Annotated in this window: 18 protein-coding genes; 7 read left to right on the forward strand and 11 right to left on the reverse strand. The window is 72.8% G+C overall.

Annotation, left to right across the window (positions count from 1 at the left end; translation table 11 throughout):
- Nucleotides 1-23 precede the first annotated feature (23 nt).
- Entirely contained in the window at nt 24-620 is a 597-nt protein-coding gene (locus tag HII36_RS09935; RefSeq protein ID WP_173522803.1) for a TIGR03086 family metal-binding protein, read from the forward strand.
- Nucleotides 621-708: 88 nt separating this feature from the next.
- On the opposite strand, the gene HII36_RS09940 is transcribed toward HII36_RS09935, so the two are convergent.
- The 3 genes from HII36_RS09940 to HII36_RS09950 all read right to left on the reverse strand — a co-directional run bounded on the left by HII36_RS09940 (nt 709) and on the right by HII36_RS09950 (nt 2,674).
- Nucleotides 709-1,452 carry a DUF427 domain-containing protein gene (locus HII36_RS09940; RefSeq protein ID WP_173522804.1) on the reverse strand — a complete coding sequence of 248 codons (744 nt, stop codon included), beginning with the start codon at nt 1,450-1,452 and terminating at the stop codon, nt 709-711.
- A 77-nt stretch (nt 1,453-1,529) separates the two neighbouring features.
- Entirely contained in the window at nt 1,530-2,117 is a 588-nt protein-coding gene (locus HII36_RS09945) for a hypothetical protein (protein WP_173522805.1), read from the reverse strand.
- A gap of 89 nt (nt 2,118-2,206) precedes the next feature.
- The gene (locus HII36_RS09950; RefSeq protein WP_173522806.1) at nt 2,207-2,674 is read right to left on the reverse strand and encodes an adenylyltransferase/cytidyltransferase family protein; all 468 of its coding nucleotides are present in this window, start codon (nt 2,672-2,674) and stop codon (nt 2,207-2,209) included.
- A gap of 218 nt (nt 2,675-2,892) precedes the next feature.
- Between HII36_RS09950 and HII36_RS09955 the strand changes: the two genes are divergently transcribed.
- Nucleotides 2,893-3,363 carry an ATP-binding protein gene (locus HII36_RS09955; RefSeq protein ID WP_328807667.1) on the forward strand — a complete coding sequence of 157 codons (471 nt, stop codon included), beginning with the start codon at nt 2,893-2,895 and terminating at the stop codon, nt 3,361-3,363.
- Nucleotides 3,364-3,391: 28 nt separating this feature from the next.
- On the opposite strand, the gene HII36_RS09960 is transcribed toward HII36_RS09955, so the two are convergent.
- The 3 genes from HII36_RS09960 to HII36_RS09970 form a co-directional block, all read right to left on the reverse strand.
- Nucleotides 3,392-3,970 carry a GNAT family N-acetyltransferase gene (locus tag HII36_RS09960; RefSeq protein ID WP_173522807.1) on the reverse strand — a complete coding sequence of 193 codons (579 nt, stop codon included), beginning with the start codon at nt 3,968-3,970 and terminating at the stop codon, nt 3,392-3,394.
- Between the two features lies 1 nt (nt 3,971).
- Entirely contained in the window at nt 3,972-4,547 is a 576-nt protein-coding gene (locus HII36_RS09965; protein ID WP_173522808.1) for a GntR family transcriptional regulator, read from the reverse strand.
- 82 nt (nt 4,548-4,629) lie between these two features.
- Nucleotides 4,630-5,601 carry a helix-turn-helix transcriptional regulator gene (locus HII36_RS09970; RefSeq protein ID WP_173522809.1) on the reverse strand — a complete coding sequence of 324 codons (972 nt, stop codon included), beginning with the start codon at nt 5,599-5,601 and terminating at the stop codon, nt 4,630-4,632.
- Nucleotides 5,602-5,794: 193 nt separating this feature from the next.
- Between HII36_RS09970 and thrS the strand changes: the two genes are divergently transcribed.
- The 4 genes from thrS to HII36_RS09990 all read left to right on the forward strand — a co-directional run bounded on the left by thrS (nt 5,795) and on the right by HII36_RS09990 (nt 10,587).
- On the forward strand, nt 5,795-6,976 hold the full coding sequence (gene thrS / locus HII36_RS09975) for a threonine--tRNA ligase (protein WP_173522810.1): 1,182 nt from the start codon (nt 5,795-5,797) through the stop codon (nt 6,974-6,976).
- Between the two features lie 94 nt (nt 6,977-7,070).
- The gene (locus HII36_RS09980) at nt 7,071-9,143 is read left to right on the forward strand and encodes a TRAP transporter permease (protein WP_173522811.1); all 2,073 of its coding nucleotides are present in this window, start codon (nt 7,071-7,073) and stop codon (nt 9,141-9,143) included.
- The gene (locus HII36_RS09985; protein WP_173522812.1) at nt 9,140-10,105 is read left to right on the forward strand and encodes a TAXI family TRAP transporter solute-binding subunit; all 966 of its coding nucleotides are present in this window, start codon (nt 9,140-9,142) and stop codon (nt 10,103-10,105) included. The genes HII36_RS09980 and HII36_RS09985 overlap by 4 nt, the downstream gene beginning before the upstream one ends.
- A 26-nt stretch (nt 10,106-10,131) precedes the next feature.
- The gene (locus HII36_RS09990) at nt 10,132-10,587 is read left to right on the forward strand and encodes a DUF1850 domain-containing protein (protein ID WP_173522813.1); all 456 of its coding nucleotides are present in this window, start codon (nt 10,132-10,134) and stop codon (nt 10,585-10,587) included.
- On the opposite strand, the gene HII36_RS09995 is transcribed toward HII36_RS09990, so the two are convergent.
- Together HII36_RS09995 and HII36_RS10000 are read right to left on the reverse strand one after the other, a co-directional pair.
- Nucleotides 10,565-11,221: a CorA family divalent cation transporter gene (locus HII36_RS09995; protein ID WP_328807668.1), complete on the reverse strand. Its 657-nt coding sequence runs from the start codon at nt 11,219-11,221 to the stop codon at nt 10,565-10,567. The two genes, HII36_RS09990 and HII36_RS09995, sit on opposite strands and share 23 nt — an antisense overlap.
- The gene (locus HII36_RS10000; protein ID WP_173522814.1) at nt 11,221-11,934 is read right to left on the reverse strand and encodes a DUF72 domain-containing protein; all 714 of its coding nucleotides are present in this window, start codon (nt 11,932-11,934) and stop codon (nt 11,221-11,223) included. Before HII36_RS10000 ends, HII36_RS09995 begins: the two co-directional genes overlap by 1 nt.
- A gap of 67 nt (nt 11,935-12,001) precedes the next feature.
- On the opposite strand from HII36_RS10000, the gene HII36_RS10005 reads away from it, so the two are divergent.
- A complete protein-coding gene (locus HII36_RS10005; RefSeq protein ID WP_173522815.1) occupies nt 12,002-13,267 on the forward strand; it encodes a YibE/F family protein in 1,266 nt (421 codons plus the stop codon).
- Here the strand turns inward: HII36_RS10005 and HII36_RS10010 are convergent.
- Genes HII36_RS10010 through HII36_RS10020 form a run of 3 tightly spaced genes read right to left on the reverse strand, consistent with a single transcriptional unit; the run spans nt 13,213 to nt 16,944 of the window.
- Entirely contained in the window at nt 13,213-14,070 is an 858-nt protein-coding gene (locus HII36_RS10010) for an NAD(+)/NADH kinase (RefSeq protein WP_217369350.1), read from the reverse strand. The two genes, HII36_RS10005 and HII36_RS10010, sit on opposite strands and share 55 nt — an antisense overlap.
- A gap of 17 nt (nt 14,071-14,087) precedes the next feature.
- Nucleotides 14,088-15,368, reverse strand: a complete 1,281-nt coding sequence (locus HII36_RS10015; RefSeq protein ID WP_173522816.1) for a hypothetical protein — start codon at nt 15,366-15,368, stop codon at nt 14,088-14,090.
- 40 nt (nt 15,369-15,408) lie between these two features.
- Nucleotides 15,409-16,944: a S8 family peptidase gene (locus HII36_RS10020; protein WP_173522817.1), complete on the reverse strand. Its 1,536-nt coding sequence runs from the start codon at nt 16,942-16,944 to the stop codon at nt 15,409-15,411.
- Nucleotides 16,945-16,984: the final 40 nt, after the last annotated feature.

The following is a 16,984-nucleotide window of genomic DNA, read 5'->3' on the forward strand; positions in this document are numbered from 1 at the left end:
AGGGTCTTCGAAAGGACGCCACGATGAGCTCCACCACCGGTTTCCCCGTGCTCGACTTCTCGCTCCGGGCGCTGCGCGACGTCGTGGGCCGGGTGCCCGCCACCGGCTGGGACCTGCCCACGCCGTGCGCCGACTGGACCGTCACCCAGGTGCTCCAGCACGCCGCGGGCGACCAGCTCGGCTTCGCCGCCTTCCTGACCGGGGAGCCCGGCCCCGAGGAGAACCCGTTCGCGCCGTCCGGCGTGCGTCCCGCCGACCCGGTGGCCTACCTGGAGTCGGCGCTGGCGCGCTCGGCCGCCGCGTGGGCGGGTGTCAGTCCGGACGCCGGCGAGGTCGCCGTGCCGGTCCCGCCGAACAAGCTGCCCGCGCGGGTCGGCGCGGGCGCCTGCGCGCTGGACGCGGCCGTGCACGCCTGGGACATCGCCCTGGCCACCGGGCAGCCCTCGCCGCTCACCCCGCAGATCGCGGCGGAGCTGCTCGCGGTGGCCAGGGAGATCGTGGAACCGCTGCGCGCGTACGGCGCCTACGCGCCGGCACTGGCCGGTCAGGACGGCGACGACGCGGCCGCGGCGCTCCTGCGCCACCTCGGCCGCGACCCGCGCTGGACCCCGGCCACCTGACCCCCCGCGCCCATCCCATGGCCGCCCCGGTCTCCCGGCTCGCCCCTTTGGAGCCGGGTACACCGGCGGCGCGCGTCGAGCGGCGTGGTCAGCTGAACGGGGTCTTCGGCCGCTCCTGCAGCTCGCCGTCCACGTAGATGTCGAGCTTCTCGTTGTAGAACGCGATCAGCCCGGCGACCTTCTGGCTCTCCGGCAGCGGCGTGCGGTACGACCAGGCCAGGTCGGGCCGCCCGTTGACCGACCAGTACTCCGCCGTGCCCTTGTACGGGCAGTGCGTGGCGGTGTCGGTGGGTTCGAGCAGGTCGAGCCGGACGTCCGGCTTGGGCAGGTAGTACCGGGCGGGCAGGCCGGTCTCGAACAGCACCCGGGCGTTGCGCGAGTCGGCCACCGTCACGCCGTCGACCTCCACCCGCACGTGACGGGAACTGGCCAGGATGTCGATCCTGGTGTAGGGGTCGCGGGCGTGGAAGAACACCTCCTCGTCCTCCTCGAACCAGGCGTCCATGGCGTCCCACTCGAAGCGGACGTGGTCGCGCAGCTCGTCGATCGGCGAGTCGCGGTACACCAGGGCCGCGTCGACGGCTTCCGCGCCGCCGTGGGTCACCGTGTGCACCACGCCGTCGCCCCGGCTGGGCGAGTGCTTGGCGGTGCCGGTGGGCTTCAGCGCCGACTCGTCGACGTCCGCCAGGGGGAAGTAGTAGGTGGGATAGTAGGGGGACTCCCAGACCAGGAGCGCGCGGGTGGTGTCGGCCACCGCCCGGCCGCCGAGGTAGGTCCGCACCCGCTTGCCGGAGCGTTCGACGCGCACCCGGCCGCGTTTCGTGGCATCCATGAACGCGGCAACCGCCGCACGCCCGCCGCTATTCCGCCCCGTGCCGCGCCACCCCGGGACCCGCTCCGGGCCGCGCACTACTCCAGGCCGAAGGCGGCCAGGGTCCCCCACGTCACCGCCGCGCCGACCACCGCGCCCGCCGCCACCTGCGGCCAGGTGTGGTGGGTGAGGCGTACGCGGGCCCAGCACACCAGCGCCACCACGCCCGTGCCGGCCACCGCGACGGGCAGCGCGGGCAGGACGTGCGCCAGCACCACCACCGTGCCCGCGCAGACGGCCGCGTGAAAGGAGATCTTCCACCGGGTCGTGATCGGGACGGTCACCCCCAGCGCGATCAGCATCGCCGTCACCGTGGCCACCAGCAGCCGCGGCGCCCCGGTCAGCACGAGCAGCACCAGCGCCGCGATCACCGCCGCCACGGCGGCCAGCAGCGGCCCGGTGCGGCGGGCCCGGTCGACGATGTGGTGCGAGTCGAGCCGTCCGGAACGCACGCCCATCGCGATCACGGCGGCGGGCACGCCGCCGCACAGCGCCGAGGCCAGCAGGCCCCACGCGGCGCCGCCCCACCCCTGGGCGACCAGCCCGACGAACGGCGGCATGGCGATCACGAGCACCTGCGGTGCCAGCAGGTTCGTGACCCGTTCCGCCAACAGGTCAGCCGTCATGCGACCAAGACTACGAGATCATGCGCATCTGATCGTTTTCAGGGTGCGGTTTCCCCTACCTGCGCTTTTCCCGTGATACGGGGCAGCGGTCAGCTCTTGCCGGCCGCGTTCACGATGCGCGTGGTGGACCGGTCGGGGATCGCCTCCAGCTCCCAGCAGTGCGCGCCGAGCAGCGCCGCCGCCGCGCACCTGGCCCCCGCGTGCGGATCGCCGGCCGTGTGCGCGAGCGCGCCGGGACGCATCGGCGCGAGCAGGTCGATGTAATCTTCGGGACCGTGCGCCTCCGGCGGCCCGGTCACGATGAACACGCCCGCCACGAAGCGCAGCGCGGCCAGCACCTCGGCGCGTTCCGCCGCCGGGTTGAACGGCCGGGTCGGCCCCTTCCACGCGCGTACCCGCGGATCGTCCTCCACGCCGACGACCAGCGGCAGCCCGCGTGCCGCCACCGCGCCGAGATAGCGCACGTGGCCGACGTGCAGGATGTCGAAGACGCCGGTGACCACCGCGGCCCCCTGCTGGTCGTACGGCTGCACCCAGACGGCCTCCAGGCTGCTCACGCGACCTCCTCGGCCGCCCGGGCAGGCACGCCGCGACGCACGCTGCTCTCCCCCACGGGCAGGCACCCCTCGTAAGACGACTCGTCGATCGCAGCGTACTCGGTCGGCCCCGGCGACCGCGCAGGCGACCATGGGAAAGGACATTCCTACCTTTTCGCGATAATCTATGGGATCGCCGGGAGCGTCTTCTCTCCGTCACCGGAATCGGGGAGGTAACCGTGGCGCCGCCGGACTTTCACCTCGACGGGGACGGCCCGGCCGATCCCCACGATCTCATGGTCCGGTTTCCCGGAGTGCCCTCACAGGTCTCCAGGGCCAGGGGACTCGTCACGGCCGCGCTCGGCCGCGACCACCCGCTCTACGACGACTGCGTCCTGCTGACCAGCGAACTGGCCACCAACGCCATCCTGCACAGCCGCTCGGGGTCCGGCGGCTCGTTCACGGTGGCCGTACGCAGCTCCGACACCCTGGTCAGGGTGGCGGTGGTGGACGGCGGCTCGGACGGCCCGCCCTGCGTCTGCCGGACGGGCTCCGACGCCGGCCAGGCCACCAGCGGCCGGGGGCTGCCGCTGATCGAGGCGCTCAGCCACCGCTGGGGTTTCACCAGGGAGAACGGCTCGACGGCGGTCTGGTTCGAGCTGGTGCAGGTGCGGGTCCCCTCGGAGTGGACGGCCGCGGAAGCCGTCTGACCACGACCACTCCACCCGGGAATCGGGCTCAGGCCGCCGGGTTGATCAGGGCGTGCAGGTGCACGTCGTGCCAGCCGTCGGTGTGCTGGTGGGCGCTGCGCTTGGTGCCTTCGAGCTCGAACCCGGTCTTCGCGGCGACCCGGCACGACGCCGGGTTCGCCGTAGAGTGCTCCAGGAACAGCCGGTGCATCCCGGCGCCGAACGCCCAGGCGCTGATCGCGCGGACGCCGGCCGGGGCCGCGCCCCTGCCCCGCGCCGCGGCCCGCATCCAGTAGGCCACCTCGGCCTCGCCCTGCCACAGGTCGAGGTGCCGCAGCGCGACCCGGCCGAGCACGTCGTCCGCCGGCGTGACGAGCGCCCAGCTCGCGCTGCGCTCGGTACGCCAGCCCTCGGTGTAGCCGTCGATGAGCGCCGCGGCCTCGGCGAGGGTGTCGACGGCGCGCACGTGCCAGTGCCGGGTGGCCGGGTCGCGGAAGGCGTCGACGACGGCCGGGGCGTCGGCGGGCGTCCACGGGCGCAGGCGCAGGCCGTCCGCCGCCGTGAGCACGGGCTGCGGGCCCGCGTTCAGCGTGCCTGGCGCGATGACCGGGGGGATGGTCAGCGGCATGTCAGAACTCGTCGTATCCGGAGACCTGGCGGATCGGGAACACGTGCCTGCTGCCCGCGCAGACGGTCTCCAGCACGTGGACGGGCGTGTCGTCGGCCGAGTAGCCGGCCCTGAGCACCCGCACCACCCACTCGCCGGGGTCGAGCTCCAGCGTCTCCCGCTCGAAGCCGGTGGGCGGCCGGGCGACCAGGTTCTCCTCGGCGTGGCCGAACACGTACCCCAGGGCGATCAGCGCCGACTGCAGCGACGGCCGCACGAACCCCGGCTCGGCCAGCCGGGTGCCGCCGAACAGGTCGGCGCGGAAGTAGCTGGTGGCGATGCGGACCGGCACGCCGTCGGCGGTCATCATCTTGCGTCTGGCCACGACGTCGGTGCCGGGCGCGACGCGCAGGCACGACGCCACCTCCTCACCGGCCGGTTCGAGCCCGACGTAGAGCATGCGGCGGTCGGCCTCGACCCCCTGGCGCCCCGCCTCGGCGAGGAACAGCGACGCCGAGCCGCGCACGGCGGGCTCGGTGGGCAGCGCCCGGCTCACCAGCACCCGGGGCCTGGCCGTGCTGGGCGTCTTGTCGTCCATTCCGGACCTGGTCTCCTTCCGCGGCGGACGTCCGCAACATTCTACGGCCGGGGCCGATCGCGGCCCCTGGGCGGCCCCGGGTTCAGAGCTCCAGCCTGCACAGCCCTTCGGCCAGCGCCTTGGTGGTCAGCCTGGTCCTGCTGTCGCAGCCCAGCTTGGCGAAGATGTGCTCCAGGTGGGTGGTGACCGTGCGCACGCTGAGCACCAGCGCCGCGGCGATCTGCGGGTTCGAGTCGCCGGCCGCCACCCTGGTCAGGACGTCGACCTCGCGGCCGGTCAGCTCGTACGGCAGCGCGCACGACCGCTCGGCCACGATCGCGCCCTGCAGGCTGCCCTGGAAGCCGACCCCGGCGCGCAGCAGCCGCACCTCGTGCCAGCGCCCGTCGCGGTCGAGCCAGAGCCCGTGCCTGCTCAGCTCGCGCGAGTCGATGAACGCCCGGGCGAAGGCGGCCACCGCCGGGTCGTCGCGCAGCGCGGGCGAGGACTCGCGGCCGGGCATCTCGCGGCGGATGCCGATGCGGTCGAAGGCGATGGCGCGGAAGTCGGGCGGCAGGCCGACGGGGTCGATGACGCACCGGGTCAGGTCGGTGACGTGCGCGAGCATCGGGCTGACGGCGGCCAGCAGCGGGCCGGTCAGCTCGGGGAAGGCGCTCTTGGAGGCCAGGTGCAGCAGGCCGGTGTAGCGGCCGTCGGCCAGGAACAGCGGGGCGGTCAGCCCGGTGCGCCAGCCGTAGGGCGCCAGGTGGCGGCGGAAGTAGCGTTCGGTGCCCGGCTGCGGCATGCGCACCGGGGTTCTGGTGGCCCGGGCGTGGCGGTAGACCTCGAGCGTGGCGTATTCCTCCGCGGCGTCGCCGTCGATGCGCCGGTGGCCGTGGGAGAGCACGCTGCGGTGGCGGCCGGTGGCGGGGTCGTAGGCCACGAACTCGTAGGCGTCGAGCGCCACCACCCGCCGCAGCGCGCTCATCGCGCCGTGCGCGCCGCCGCCGCCCGCGACCTGGTAGCCGACATCCGCGAACGCCTGCAGCTGCCGGACGTCCAAGGTGATCTGGGCCACGGCTCCTTTATATCATTTGCCACTCCTTGACCGTCTGATGAAACTTTTCTTCATCGGGTCCCCTGGTGCTAGGGTCGCAGGCATGCAGCGCGCTTTCGTCACGACGACGCCGGACCTCGTCCCGGCGCGCTGAATCCTGCTCCCCGGGCGAACGCCCGGGGGATCGCGGTCGTTCGCCCTTTCACCCGAAAGGATGATCATGAACGACCACCGCAGGCTCGGCCGCGAGCTGGGCATCTTCGACACCGACCCGCTGATCGGCTCCGGCCTGCCCTACTGGCTGCCCGCGGGCGCCGCCGTGCGCAAGGCCATCGAGGACTACGTGTACGAGCTGGAGCGGCGCAACGGCTACCAGCACGTCAACTCCCCGATCCTGGGCAAGCGCGAGCTGTACGAGATATCCGGCCACTGGGCCCACTACAGCGACGACATGTTCCCGCCGATGAACGTCGGCGGCGAGGAGTTCGTGCTGCGGCCGAGCCTGTGCCCGCACCACGCGCTCATCTACCGCTCCCGGCAGCGCAGCCACCGCGAGCTGCCGCTGCGCGTGGCCGAGCTGGGCGGCATGTACCGCTCGGAACTGTCGGGCGTGCTGGGCGGGCTGAGCCGGGTGCGCGCGATCCAGCTCAACGACGGCCACGTGTTCTGCCCGCCCGAGCAGGCCGCCGCCGAGGTGTCGGCCGCGCTCGACCTGATCGAGGCCGCCCACGATCAACTCGGCATCAGCGCCGCGCGCTACCGGCTGTCGCTGCGCGGCGACGGCGCCAAGTTCGTCGACGACCCGGAGATGTGGGCGCGCTCCGAGTCGATCCTGCGTGACGTGCTCAAACAGCGCGGCCGCGGCTACGACGAGGAACGCGGCGAAGGCGCCTTCTACGGCCCGAAGATCGACATCCAGATCGCCGACCCGGCCGGCCGCGAGTCGACCCTGTCGACCGTGCAGGTGGACCTCTACCAGCCCGTGCGCTTCGACCTCGGCTACGTCGGCGGCGAGCGTCCGGTGATGGTGCACCGCAGCATCGTGGGCGGCGTCGAGCGGCTGGTCGCGCACCTGATCGAGGTGCACGGCGGCGCGTTCCCCGCGTGGCTCGCCCCGGTGCAGGCGGTGGTGCTGCCGCTGTCGGACGCCGAGCTGCCGGCCGCCGGCGAGCTGCTGCGCGAGTGCGTGGCGGCCGGGCTGCGGGCCGAGCTGGCCCCGGCCGACCGCGGCAGCCTCGGGGCCAGGATCAGGGCCCATCGGCTGGTCCCGTTCCAGCTCGTGGTGGGCCCGCGCGAGGTGGAGAGCGGACGGGCGGCGCTGCGGCTGCGCGACGGCACCCAGGCCGGCCCGGTGAGCGTCGCCGAGCTGGCCGCGCAGGCCGGACCGAGGTGGTGAAATCGATAAGGGAAATCAAATGGGTAACGGCCTCTTCCCTAACCGGTTAACGGACTCGTAAAGTCCGCTGCAACGCAGTGTCGGGGAGGACGACTTGACCGAGCTCAGCGACCGCACGTCCGAGTTGGTTTCGGCCCATGAACAGGAACGACCGGCCCGGCAACTCGGCGGCGGTCTGCGGCTCGGCGTATGGATCGTCGCCGGATTGCTTTCCGTCTATTCCATCGTCGTGGTGTTCCAGCCGGTCGAGGCGCTCGAACATCGGCTGACATTCCTGGCCGTGGCGCTGCCGATGGTGTTCCTGTGTTACCGGTCGGGAATCCGGTGGCCGTTCGGCCGCGTCCGGGAGGGCGCGGCCGCCGTCCCCGACGCGCCCGCGCAGGCCCAGGCCGGGCAGGCCCCCGAGCCCGGCGGGCGTCCCGAGGACGACCCGCTGGCCGGGGTGGCCAGGGCGGTCGTGCACCCGGACGGCACCAGGAAGTCGGAGAGCCCGACGTTCATGGACTGGGTGCTGGCCGCGGCGGCCCTGGCCGTGCTGGTCTACCCGCTGCTCGACATCGACGGCTTCCGCGACCGGGGCTCCGGCGTCGGGCTGACGCGACTCGACCTGATCGCCGGGATCGGTCTGACGGTGCTGCTGCTGGAGGCGGTACGCAGGACGGTCGGCTGGGCCCTGTCCCTCATCTGCATCGCTTTCCTGATATATGACTATTTCGGTGCCTATTTGCCGATCGATTGGACGATCGGGCATCGAGGTTTCGACCTCTCCCAAATCGTGTCGCAGCTTTACACCGGCACCGAAGGCTTCTTCGGCGTCCCCATGCAGGTGGCCGCCAGCTACATCATCCTTTTCACCATTTACGGCGCCGTCCTTGATTACTCGGGCGCGAGCAAGTTCTTCATCGACCTGAGCTTCGCCGCCTTCCGCAAGTCACGCGCCGCCCCCGGGCGCACCGTCACCACGGCCGGATTCCTGCTCGGCACGGTGTCGGGCTCGGGCGTGGCCACCACGGTCAGCCTGGGCAGCGTCGCCTGGCCGGTGCTCAAGCGGGCCGGCTACCCCAGGGAACCGGCCGGCGGCATCCTGGCCGCCAGCGGCATCGGCGCGATCCTGTCGCCGCCCACGCTGGGCGCGGCGGCGTTCATCATCGCCGAGTACCTGGGGGTCGGCTACCTGGAGGTGCTGCTCTACGCGACGATCCCGACGCTGCTGTACTACCTGGGCATCTTCCTGGCCATCGAGATCGACTCGCGCCGGTTCGGCACGCACGCCGTCCCGGTCGACGCGCCCAAGGTCGGCAGGCTGCTGCTGCGCTTCGGCTACCACTTCAGCTCGCTCATCATCATCGTGGTGCTGATGGCGATGGAACGCTCGGCGTTCCAGTCCGTGGTGATCGCCACCGCGATCGCGTTCCTGCTGTCGCTGCTCGACCCGGCGCACCGCATGACCCCCAGACGCACCGGGCAGGCGCTGGCCAAGGGCACGCTGGAGGTGCTGCCCGTCACCGCGGTCTGCGCGGCGGCCGGCATCATCGTGGGCGTCATCACCCAGACCGGGCTCGGGCTGAACCTGAGCGCGATCATCGTGGACATGGCCGCGGGCAACCTGGTCCTGACCACGGTCATGGCCGCGCTGGCGGTCATGCTGCTCGGCCTGGCCGTGCCGGTGACCGCGAGCTTCATCATCGCCGCGGTGATCATCGGGCCGGCGCTGGTCGCGCTCGGCGTGGCCAAGGCCGAGGCGTACATGTTCGTCTTCTACTACGCGGTGCTGTCGGAGGTGAGCCCGCCGACCGCGCTGTCGGCGGTGGCCGCGGCCGCGATCACGGGCGGCAACACGTACAAGACGATGATGATGACCTGGCGGTACACCCTGCCCGCCTTCCTGGTGCCGTTCGCGTTCGTGCTGACGCCCAACGGCCAGGCGCTGCTGTTCCAGGGACCGATCGGCACGGTGCTGCTGATGACCGCGGTCTCGGCGGTGGCCGTGGCGGCGCTGGCGCTGGCCACCGGCGGCCTGAGCGGGTGGCCGGAGCGGCTGCTCGCGGCGGTGGCCGCGGTGCTGCTGCTGTTCCTCGACTTCGTCCCCATCGTGGCGGGACTGGCCGTGCTGGCCGTGGCCGCCGCCGTGCACTTCGTCAGATCAAGGAGAAGGAGCCCAGCGTGAAGCGGATCATTACGGTGCTCGCCGCGGCCGTCCTCGCGGTCGCGGGTTGCGGCCAGGGCGGCGGTTCCGGCGGCGACGCCGGAGGCGGCGCCGCCAACCGGCTGTCGATCGCCACCGGCGGCACCACGGGCGTCTACTACGTCTACGGCGGCGGCCTGGCCAAGCAGCTGTCGGACAACATCGCCAACACCCGGGCCACGGCCTCGGTCACCTCGGCCTCGATCGAGAACATCAAGCTGCTCGCGGAAGGCAAGGCCGACATCGGCTTCTCCCAGGTCGACACCGCGGCCGACGCGGTGACGGGCAAGGGCTCGTTCACCGCCAAGCAGCCGGTCAAGGCCATCGCCCGCATCTACGACAACTACACCCACGTGGTGGTCGCCCCCGGCGTGCAGGCGGCCACGGTGGCCGAGCTGAAGGGCAAGCGGGTCTCGCTCGGCCCGGCCAACTCCGGCACCCAGGTCGTGGCCAGGCGCATGCTGGAGGCGGCCGGGATCAACCCCGACTCCGACATCAGCAAGGTGCAGCTGTCGATCAACGAGTCGGTGCAGGCCGTCAAGGACGGCACGGTCGACGCGTTCTTCTGGGTCGGCGGCCTGCCCACCGCCGGCATCACCGACCTGGCCACCAGCAAGCCGGACATGAAGCTGCTCGACACCGCCGACGTGCTGGCCAAGATGCAGGCCACGCACGGTCCCCAGTACGTCAGCCTGGACATCGACACGAGCGTCTACAAGCTGTCCGGCACGGTCAAGACGGTCGGCGTGGCCAACGTGCTGCTGGTCCCCGACAAGATGGGCGAGCAGCTCGCCTACGACGTCACCAGGGTGCTGTTCGAGAAGAAGCCCCAGCTCGAGGCCGTGCACCCGGAGGCCAAGAACCTCGACACGAAGCTGGCCCAGCAGGTGGCCCCGGTCGAGCTGCACCCGGGCGCCGCGCGCTACTACAAGGAGAAGGGCTGATCAGGTTCCTGCTCGCGCTCGTCGCGGTGACGGCGCTCGGCTCCGCCTCGGGAGCCGGGCGCCTCACCGTGAACGGGCTGCCGGTCCCGGCGTCGGGCGCGTTCGCGATCGGCTACGTGCATTCGATCTACCGGGCGCCGTCGGCCGAGCTGTTCACGGTGACCGGGCGCGGCTTCACCATGTGGGCGGTGGTGTCGCACAGCGAGAACGTGCTGGACTACTACGCGCTCGACGGCGCCCGCACCCGCACCCCGGAAGGTCACCGGCTGCTGCGCCTGGCCGCGCCGGCTCGTTACCGCGAGCTGTCGCTGCTGACCACCGCCATCGGCCGCAGGACGCTGCTGGCCGCCGGCCGCTGCCTGCCGCTCTACCCCGAGACGGGCGCGGCCGAGGTGCGGCTGTCGCTCCGGCTCACGCTCGACCCGCGCGGCGAGCCCTGCGGGCCGCCGTTCGACACGCTCACAGCCAGTCCCGCTTCTTGAACGCCGCGTACAGCGCGACCGAGACGACCGCCACCAGCACGCTGGACGTCCAGAAGCCCCACGTCTCACCCGAGCCCGGGTAGGGCACGTTCTGCCCGTAGAAGCCGGTGATCATGGTGGGGACGGCGATGACGGCCGCCCAGCTCGTCACCCGCTTCATGATCTCGTTCAGCCGGAAACCCTGCTGGGCCAGGCGGGTCTCGCGGACGTCGGCCAGCATCTCGCGGATGGACTCCTCGGCGAACAGCGACTCCTCCAGTTCCTCGGCCTGGCCGTCGAGCTGCTCGACCAGCTCGTACTGGCCGTCGACGACGTGGTCGAGCAGCCCGTGCAGCAGGAACACGTTGACCTCGACCGGGTCGAGCCTGCCCGCCTCGACGTGGGCGCCGTAGACGCTGATGAACAGGTGGTTGTCGTACATGTCGACCTTGGGCCGCTGGTGGTCGCTGAGCACGTCCTCGACGGCCGGCTCGTGCAGCCCCAGCTCGTCGCCGATCGCGCCCAGCTCCTCGGGGGTGGGCGAGCACAGGTCGAACCAGATCGTGTTGGCGGGGTCGGTGACGTGTTCGGAGACGTCCGCGATCGGGAAGCCTTCCCGCTCCAGCACGCCGTTCCGGTACAGACGGGTACGCACTAGCAGAGTGTGGCAAACCGGGCGGCGTTCCGCACGGCCGCGCCGCCGGGGTCGTTGTTGAAGTAGACGTAGGCGTCGCGCCAGCCGGCCTCGCGCACCCGGCCGGCCCAGGTGCGCAGCGAGGTGTCGCCGTACTCGGGCCAGGGGGTGGCCCGGCCCTCGTGCAGGCGCACGTACCCCCAGTCCGTGGTGCGCCAGAGCGGCGTGCGGGGGCGGCCGAGCCGGTCGGCCCAGCACAGCGCGGCGCCGCGGGCGCGCAGCACGTGGCACACGTCGGCGTTCCACCACGATTCGTGCCGGGGCTCGACCGCCACCCGGACGCCGGCCGGGAAGCAGGCCAGGCACCGGTCGAGCTTGTCCGGGTCGGCCTTGAGCGTGGGCGGGAGCTGCAGCAGGATCGGGCCCAGCCTGCCCGCCAGCGCGGCGGCCGCGCCCATCAGGCGGGCCACCGGCTCCTCCGGGTCGGACAGCCGCTTGACGTGGGTGAGGAACCTGCTGGCCTTGACCGCCATCACGAACCCGGCCGGGGTGCGCTCGCGCCAGTTCGCGAACGACTCGGGCGTCGGCAGCCGGTAGAAGGCGTTGTTGCTCTCGACCGTGGGGAACCTGGCGGCGTACGCCTCCAGCCAGCGCCGCTGCGGCAGCCCCTCCGGGTAGAGCACGCCGCGCCAGTCCCGGTACTGCCACCCCGGGGTCCCCACCAGCGTCGCCATACCGGTCACCTACCCGCGCGCGGGTGCAGTACTGTCACTGTTCGTCTAAGGAGGGCCGGCAACGCAGATGGGCACCGATCACGGGCACGGGCACGGACATCCGTCGGCGCCAGGCTCACGGCGGGCCGTGGTGGCGGCGCTGGCCGTGCTGGTGCCGCTGGCGATCGCCACGCTGGCCGGGCTGGTGTGGCTGTGGCCGGCCGGGCAGGAGAGCGCGGCCGAGCCGTCGCCGGTCGAGCGGTACCCGGGGACGATCTCCAGCGTGGTGCTCAAGCCCTGCCCCGACCCCTCACTCGACCCGGCCACCTGCGGGAACGCCACCGTACGCGTGGGCGAAGGCCCCGAGTCCGGCCGCGAGGTGACGCTGCGCCTGCCCAGCGGGCCCGGCGCGCAGCACTTCGCGTCCGGCGACGACGTGATCCTGCTGCGCGACGCCACGGCCAAGTACCAGATCTCCGACCACGACCGGGCGACCTCGCTGTGGCTGTTCTGCGCGGCGTTCGCGCTGGCCGTGATCGCCTTCGGGCGCTGGCGCGGGGTGACCGCGCTGGTCGGGCTGGCGATCACGTTCGTGCTGCTGCTGACGTTCGTGATCCCCGGCATCCTGCAGGGCGAGCCGCCCATGCTGGTGGCCATCGTCGGCGCGGCCGCGATCATGCTGACCGTGCTGTTCCTCACCCACGGGTTCACGCTGTCCACCACCGTGGCGGTGATCGGCACGCTGACCAGCCTGGCGCTGACGGGCCTGCTGTCGTACGCCACGCTGGGCCTGGCCGAGCTCAACGGCGTCACCGACGACAGCTCGTTCACGCTGGGCATGTCGCTCGACCTCGACACCCGGGGGCTGCTGCTGGCCAGCATCATCATCGGGGCGCTCGGCGTGCTCGACGACGTCACCGTCACCCAGGCCGTCACCGTCACCGAGCTGGCCGCGGCCAACCCGTCGTACGGCTTCGCCCGCCTGTACCGGGCGGGCGGCCGGGTCGGGCGGGCGCACATCGCCTCGGTCATCAACACGATCATCCTGGCGTACGCGGGGGCGTCGCTGCCGCTGCTGCTGCTGTTCAGCATCGGCGACCAGCCGCTGGGCGACGTGCTGACCACGCCGGTCATCGCCCAGGAGATCGTCAGGTCGGTGGTGGGCACGCTGGGTCTCATCGCCGCGGTGCCGATCACCACGGCCCTGGCCGCGCTGGTCGCCGCCCGCCACGACCCCGAGGGCCCGGGGGACGACGTGCCGGCCGCGCGGCACCGGCGGGCCGCCCAGAGCAATCCGGCTCAGAACACCTCGACGCTGCCGTCGACGCGGAGCTTGCGCCGGGCCCGCTCGTAGAACGTGGTGCCCAGGCGCACCACCTTGGCCGCGCCGGGCAGCGCGGTGATCGTGATCTGCTCGCCGGGGCTCAGGTGGCCGACCACCGTGCCGTCGACCTCGACCGCCAGGCGGCCGCTGGTGGGCAGCACCTCCAGCGTCACCTCCTCGTCGGCGGGCAGCACCAGCGCCCGGTTGAACGACGAGTGCGCCGCGGCGGGCACCACCAGGATCGCCTCGACCCGCGGCGAGACCACCGGCCCGCCGGCGGAGAAGCTGTAGGCGGTCGAGCCCGTGGTGGTGGCGACGATGACGGCGTCGGCCGCGTACGACACGAACGGGCTGCCCGACGGGGTCACGGTCACCGCGGCGAGCCCGTGTCCGGGCGTGCGGACCAGCGCGATGTCGTTGAACGCGCGCACCCGGGTCTCGCCCACCGTGCCGGAGACGGCCATGCGCGACTCGATCGTGTAGCGGTGGTTGTCGATGGCCGACAGCGCGCCGCCCAGCTCGGACACGTCGACCTCGGCCAGGAAGCCGAGCCGGCCCAGGTTGACGCCGAGCACCGGCGTGGGCCGGCCGGCGATGAGCCGCATGGTGCGCAGCATCGTGCCGTCGCCGCCCAGGCTGACCACCAGGTCGGCGCGTTCGACCAGGGCGTTGGCGTCGACGGCGACCGCGCTGCAGTCGATGCGGCCGACTTCCTCCGGCAGCCCGAGCACGGTCACGCCGCGGCCGGCCGCCCAGCTCAGGATGGTGTCCATCGCCTCCTTGGAGTCGCGCTGCGGATGCAGCACCAGCCCGACCGTCCCCACCATGCCCATGGGGCAACTGTACGGTGTCACCCGGCGCGGATCGCGTGCAGGAGCGCGTTGGCCACCTCCCTGCCCGTCACGTCGCTGTGCCCGGTGATGAAGGCGTCCGCCAGCAGGTTGTGCACCCGTCCAGGGGCGAAGGCGTAGCCGCCGCCGGCCGGGAGCAGGCGGCCGGGCGGCTGGGCGACCTGCGGGGTCCTGATCGCGCCGTTGCGCCCGATGCCGCCGTAGCGGTCGTCGGGGCCGCCGGGCAGGCCGGCCGCCTGCTGCCTGGCCAGCCTGGAGATGATCGCGTACGCGACGCCGACCGCGAGGTCGCGGCCGGTGTGCGTGACCACCACCGGCCCACGCACCCGGCCGGGATCGAGCACGGCGCGGAAGAAGCCGTTGCCGCCCTTGCTGTCGTAGTCGGTGGCGAACCCGTGATGGCTGAACGCCCCCTGCAGCAGGGTGATCGACTGGATCGGGGCGTGCCGCAGGGCCGCGGCGCTGACCAGCCGGGCGCCGAAGGAGTGCCCGGCCAGGTGCCTGCGCACGCCGGGCGCGGCGGCGGCGAGCGCGTCGAGCAGCTTGGCCACGCCGTTCATGCCGACGTCGCCCGACCTGGACTTCATCGTGAAGTAGGTGACGGTGTTGAGCAGCAGGCGGGCCGCGCCTAGCGGGTCGGGGAGGCCGAGCGCCTGCGCGCCACCGGGCGCCGGTACCGGCCCGGGGGCGGGTTCTGACAGGTGGGCCGCGCCGCCCGGCTGCTGTCCCTGGAGGAGGATCACCGGCTGGCCGAGCCGGCCGAACACCTCGGCGGGCTCGCCCGTCATGAGCGCGTCCGGTGGCCGTTCCTCGTCGTCCGAGCCCGGGACGAGGCCGCGCAGCAGGTTGAGGAAGTCCGCCCGGGCCGCCGCGGACGTCTCCAGCCCGCCGACCAGGTCCTCCAGCCGGGCGGCCAGGCCGGGATCGGCGATGCTGTCCCTGATCTCCACCCGCAGCAGCTCGCCCGGGTCGGCCAGGCCGGCGCCGCCGCCCGCGATCACGTCGGGGTCGGCCCACTTGATGGACGGCCAGAGCACGCCGACGACCGCGAGCCGCATGCCCGCGGCCGCGGGAACGGCGGGCCGGACGGCGTCCAGGCTGTCGGTGAGCCGGGTGTAGAGGTCCCTGGCCGCCGCCATGTCGTTGTTCCAGCCGTGCGAGACGACCAGGACGTCGGTGAAATCGCCGGTGCGGACCAAGTCGACGGCGCGGCGCTGCTCGCTCGGGTCGTGCACGGCCCCGCCGGACTCGAACTGGACTTCCGCGTAGGGGAATCGCATGATGTGCCTCCTCGGTCCCCGACTCGGTGGGAGCGCGCGTTCAGACGCGCTGGATGGCCCGCATGGCGTCGACCAGGCCGCTGCCCTGGAACGCCCGGTCGCGGCGCAGGTCGCTGGCCGACTCCATCAGGTGCCGCTTGACCTCCTCGGGGCGTCCGACGAACTCGCGGTGCACCGACAGGAACGCCGCGGCCACCCCCGACACGTGCGGCGCGGCCATGGAGGTGCCGGAGTCCTCGACGTAGGCGGCGTCGGGCACGGACCGCATCGCGCGTTTCAGCATCGCGCCCGCCCCGGCGCTGATGATGCGCTCCCCCGGCGCGACCAGGTCGGGTTTCTGCCGTCCGTCGCCGGTGGGGCCCTTGGAGGAGAAGTACGACACCCCGGTCACGTACGGGCGGCACGAGGTGGAGCCGACGGTGATGGCCAGGTCGGCGTTGCCCGGGTCGTTGATCGTCAGGTCCAGGCCCATGCCGACCGAGCGGCTCTCGGCGTCGACGGCGAAACCGTAGCCGGTGTTGCCCGCCGACACCACGACCACGACGCCGCTGCGGACCAGCAGGTCCACCTCGCGGCAGACCGGGGTCAGCCCGGCGGCGAACCAGCGCGGGTCGAACGGGTAGCCGACCGACAGGTTCACCCCGTGCACCCGCAGGTCGCGGCCGTGGGAGTTGAGTTCCTGCAGGTAGCGCAGCGCGTCGAGGACGGCGGCCACGTCGCCGGTGCCGTCGTCGCGCAGCACCTTGCACGACAGCAGCCGGCAGCGCGGGGCCATGCCGCTGATGGCGTCCAGTTCCAGCCGCCGCACCTCCAGGCCGCCTTCCTGGTCGTCGTCCTGGTACCAGCCGGCGGCCACGATCGGCTGGGCGGCGCGCCGCCGGCCGGATCGCGGCGCGCCGTCGCCGCGCAGCCGCTCGCCGGCGATGATCGCGGCCACGTGCGTGCCGTGCCCGTAGGCGTCGCGCAGCGCGTCGGCATCATCGGCGCCCGGCACGAAGCTGCGGTGCGGCAGGTCGTCGGCGTCGCGCCGGAGGTTGTCGTGCCGGTCGAAGTGGGGGTGGTCGCGCTCGATGCCGGAGTCGAGCACGGCCCAGACGATGTCCTGGCCGTGCGCGCCGAACGCGCGGTGCGCGGCCGCGCACTTGGTGGTGACCACGCTGCGGTAGGTGTCGGCCCGCACCTCGAAGTTGGGCCAGATCCGGTGCACGGATGACCGCGGCGCGCCGGCGGCTCCGGTGTCCTGTTCCGCCTGCCTGGCGTCGAGCCGTGCCAGGTCGCGGATCTGCGGCGCGGTCAGCGCGGCGGCTACGTACGAGCCCACCCGCCGCACCCCGTCGCCGCCGACCTCCGCGATCAGCTCCTCGACCCGGGACGCCGCCGCCCCGGCGCCCCCGGGGAACGAGGTGCGCAGCTCGATCAGGACGCCGATGGGCCGGTCGCCGGCGTCGTCCATCAGCTCGCGCAGCGGGATCGCGATCACCGAGTCGGCCACCAGGCCGGGTGAGGGCGGCACGGCCCGCCGCCGCGCCGGGTGCTCGGGCGGGATGCCGGGGGGTGGCCCATCTGCGCCTGTCATCGCCGGCCTCCGCTCTCGCAGGGTGGACCCTTGACGGTAG

Source organism: Nonomuraea antri (genome assembly GCF_013283785.1).
Taxonomy (GTDB): Bacteria; Actinomycetota; Actinomycetes; order Streptosporangiales; family Streptosporangiaceae; genus Nonomuraea; species Nonomuraea antri.

Excerpts from the sequence above, each read along its gene's own strand:
- HII36_RS10005 (WP_173522815.1), top strand. The coding sequence starts at position 12,002 with ATGGGCACCGATCACGGGCACGGGCACGGACATCCGTCGGCGCCAGGC.
- HII36_RS09960 (WP_173522807.1), bottom strand. The coding sequence starts at position 3,970 with ATGCCGCTGACCATCCCCCCGGTCATCGCGCCAGGCACGCTGAACGCG.
- HII36_RS09935 (WP_173522803.1), top strand. The coding sequence starts at position 24 with ATGAGCTCCACCACCGGTTTCCCCGTGCTCGACTTCTCGCTCCGGGCG.
- HII36_RS10020 (WP_173522817.1), bottom strand. The coding sequence starts at position 16,944 with ATGACAGGCGCAGATGGGCCACCCCCCGGCATCCCGCCCGAGCACCCG.
- HII36_RS09940 (WP_173522804.1), bottom strand. The coding sequence starts at position 1,452 with ATGGATGCCACGAAACGCGGCCGGGTGCGCGTCGAACGCTCCGGCAAG.
- HII36_RS10015 (WP_173522816.1), bottom strand. The coding sequence starts at position 15,368 with ATGCGATTCCCCTACGCGGAAGTCCAGTTCGAGTCCGGCGGGGCCGTG.
- thrS (WP_173522810.1), top strand. The coding sequence starts at position 5,795 with ATGATCATGAACGACCACCGCAGGCTCGGCCGCGAGCTGGGCATCTTC.
- HII36_RS10010 (WP_217369350.1), bottom strand. The coding sequence starts at position 14,070 with ATGGGCATGGTGGGGACGGTCGGGCTGGTGCTGCATCCGCAGCGCGAC.
- HII36_RS09945 (WP_173522805.1), bottom strand. The coding sequence starts at position 2,117 with ATGACGGCTGACCTGTTGGCGGAACGGGTCACGAACCTGCTGGCACCG.
- HII36_RS10000 (WP_173522814.1), bottom strand. The coding sequence starts at position 11,934 with ATGGCGACGCTGGTGGGGACCCCGGGGTGGCAGTACCGGGACTGGCGC.
- HII36_RS09965 (WP_173522808.1), bottom strand. The coding sequence starts at position 4,547 with ATGGACGACAAGACGCCCAGCACGGCCAGGCCCCGGGTGCTGGTGAGC.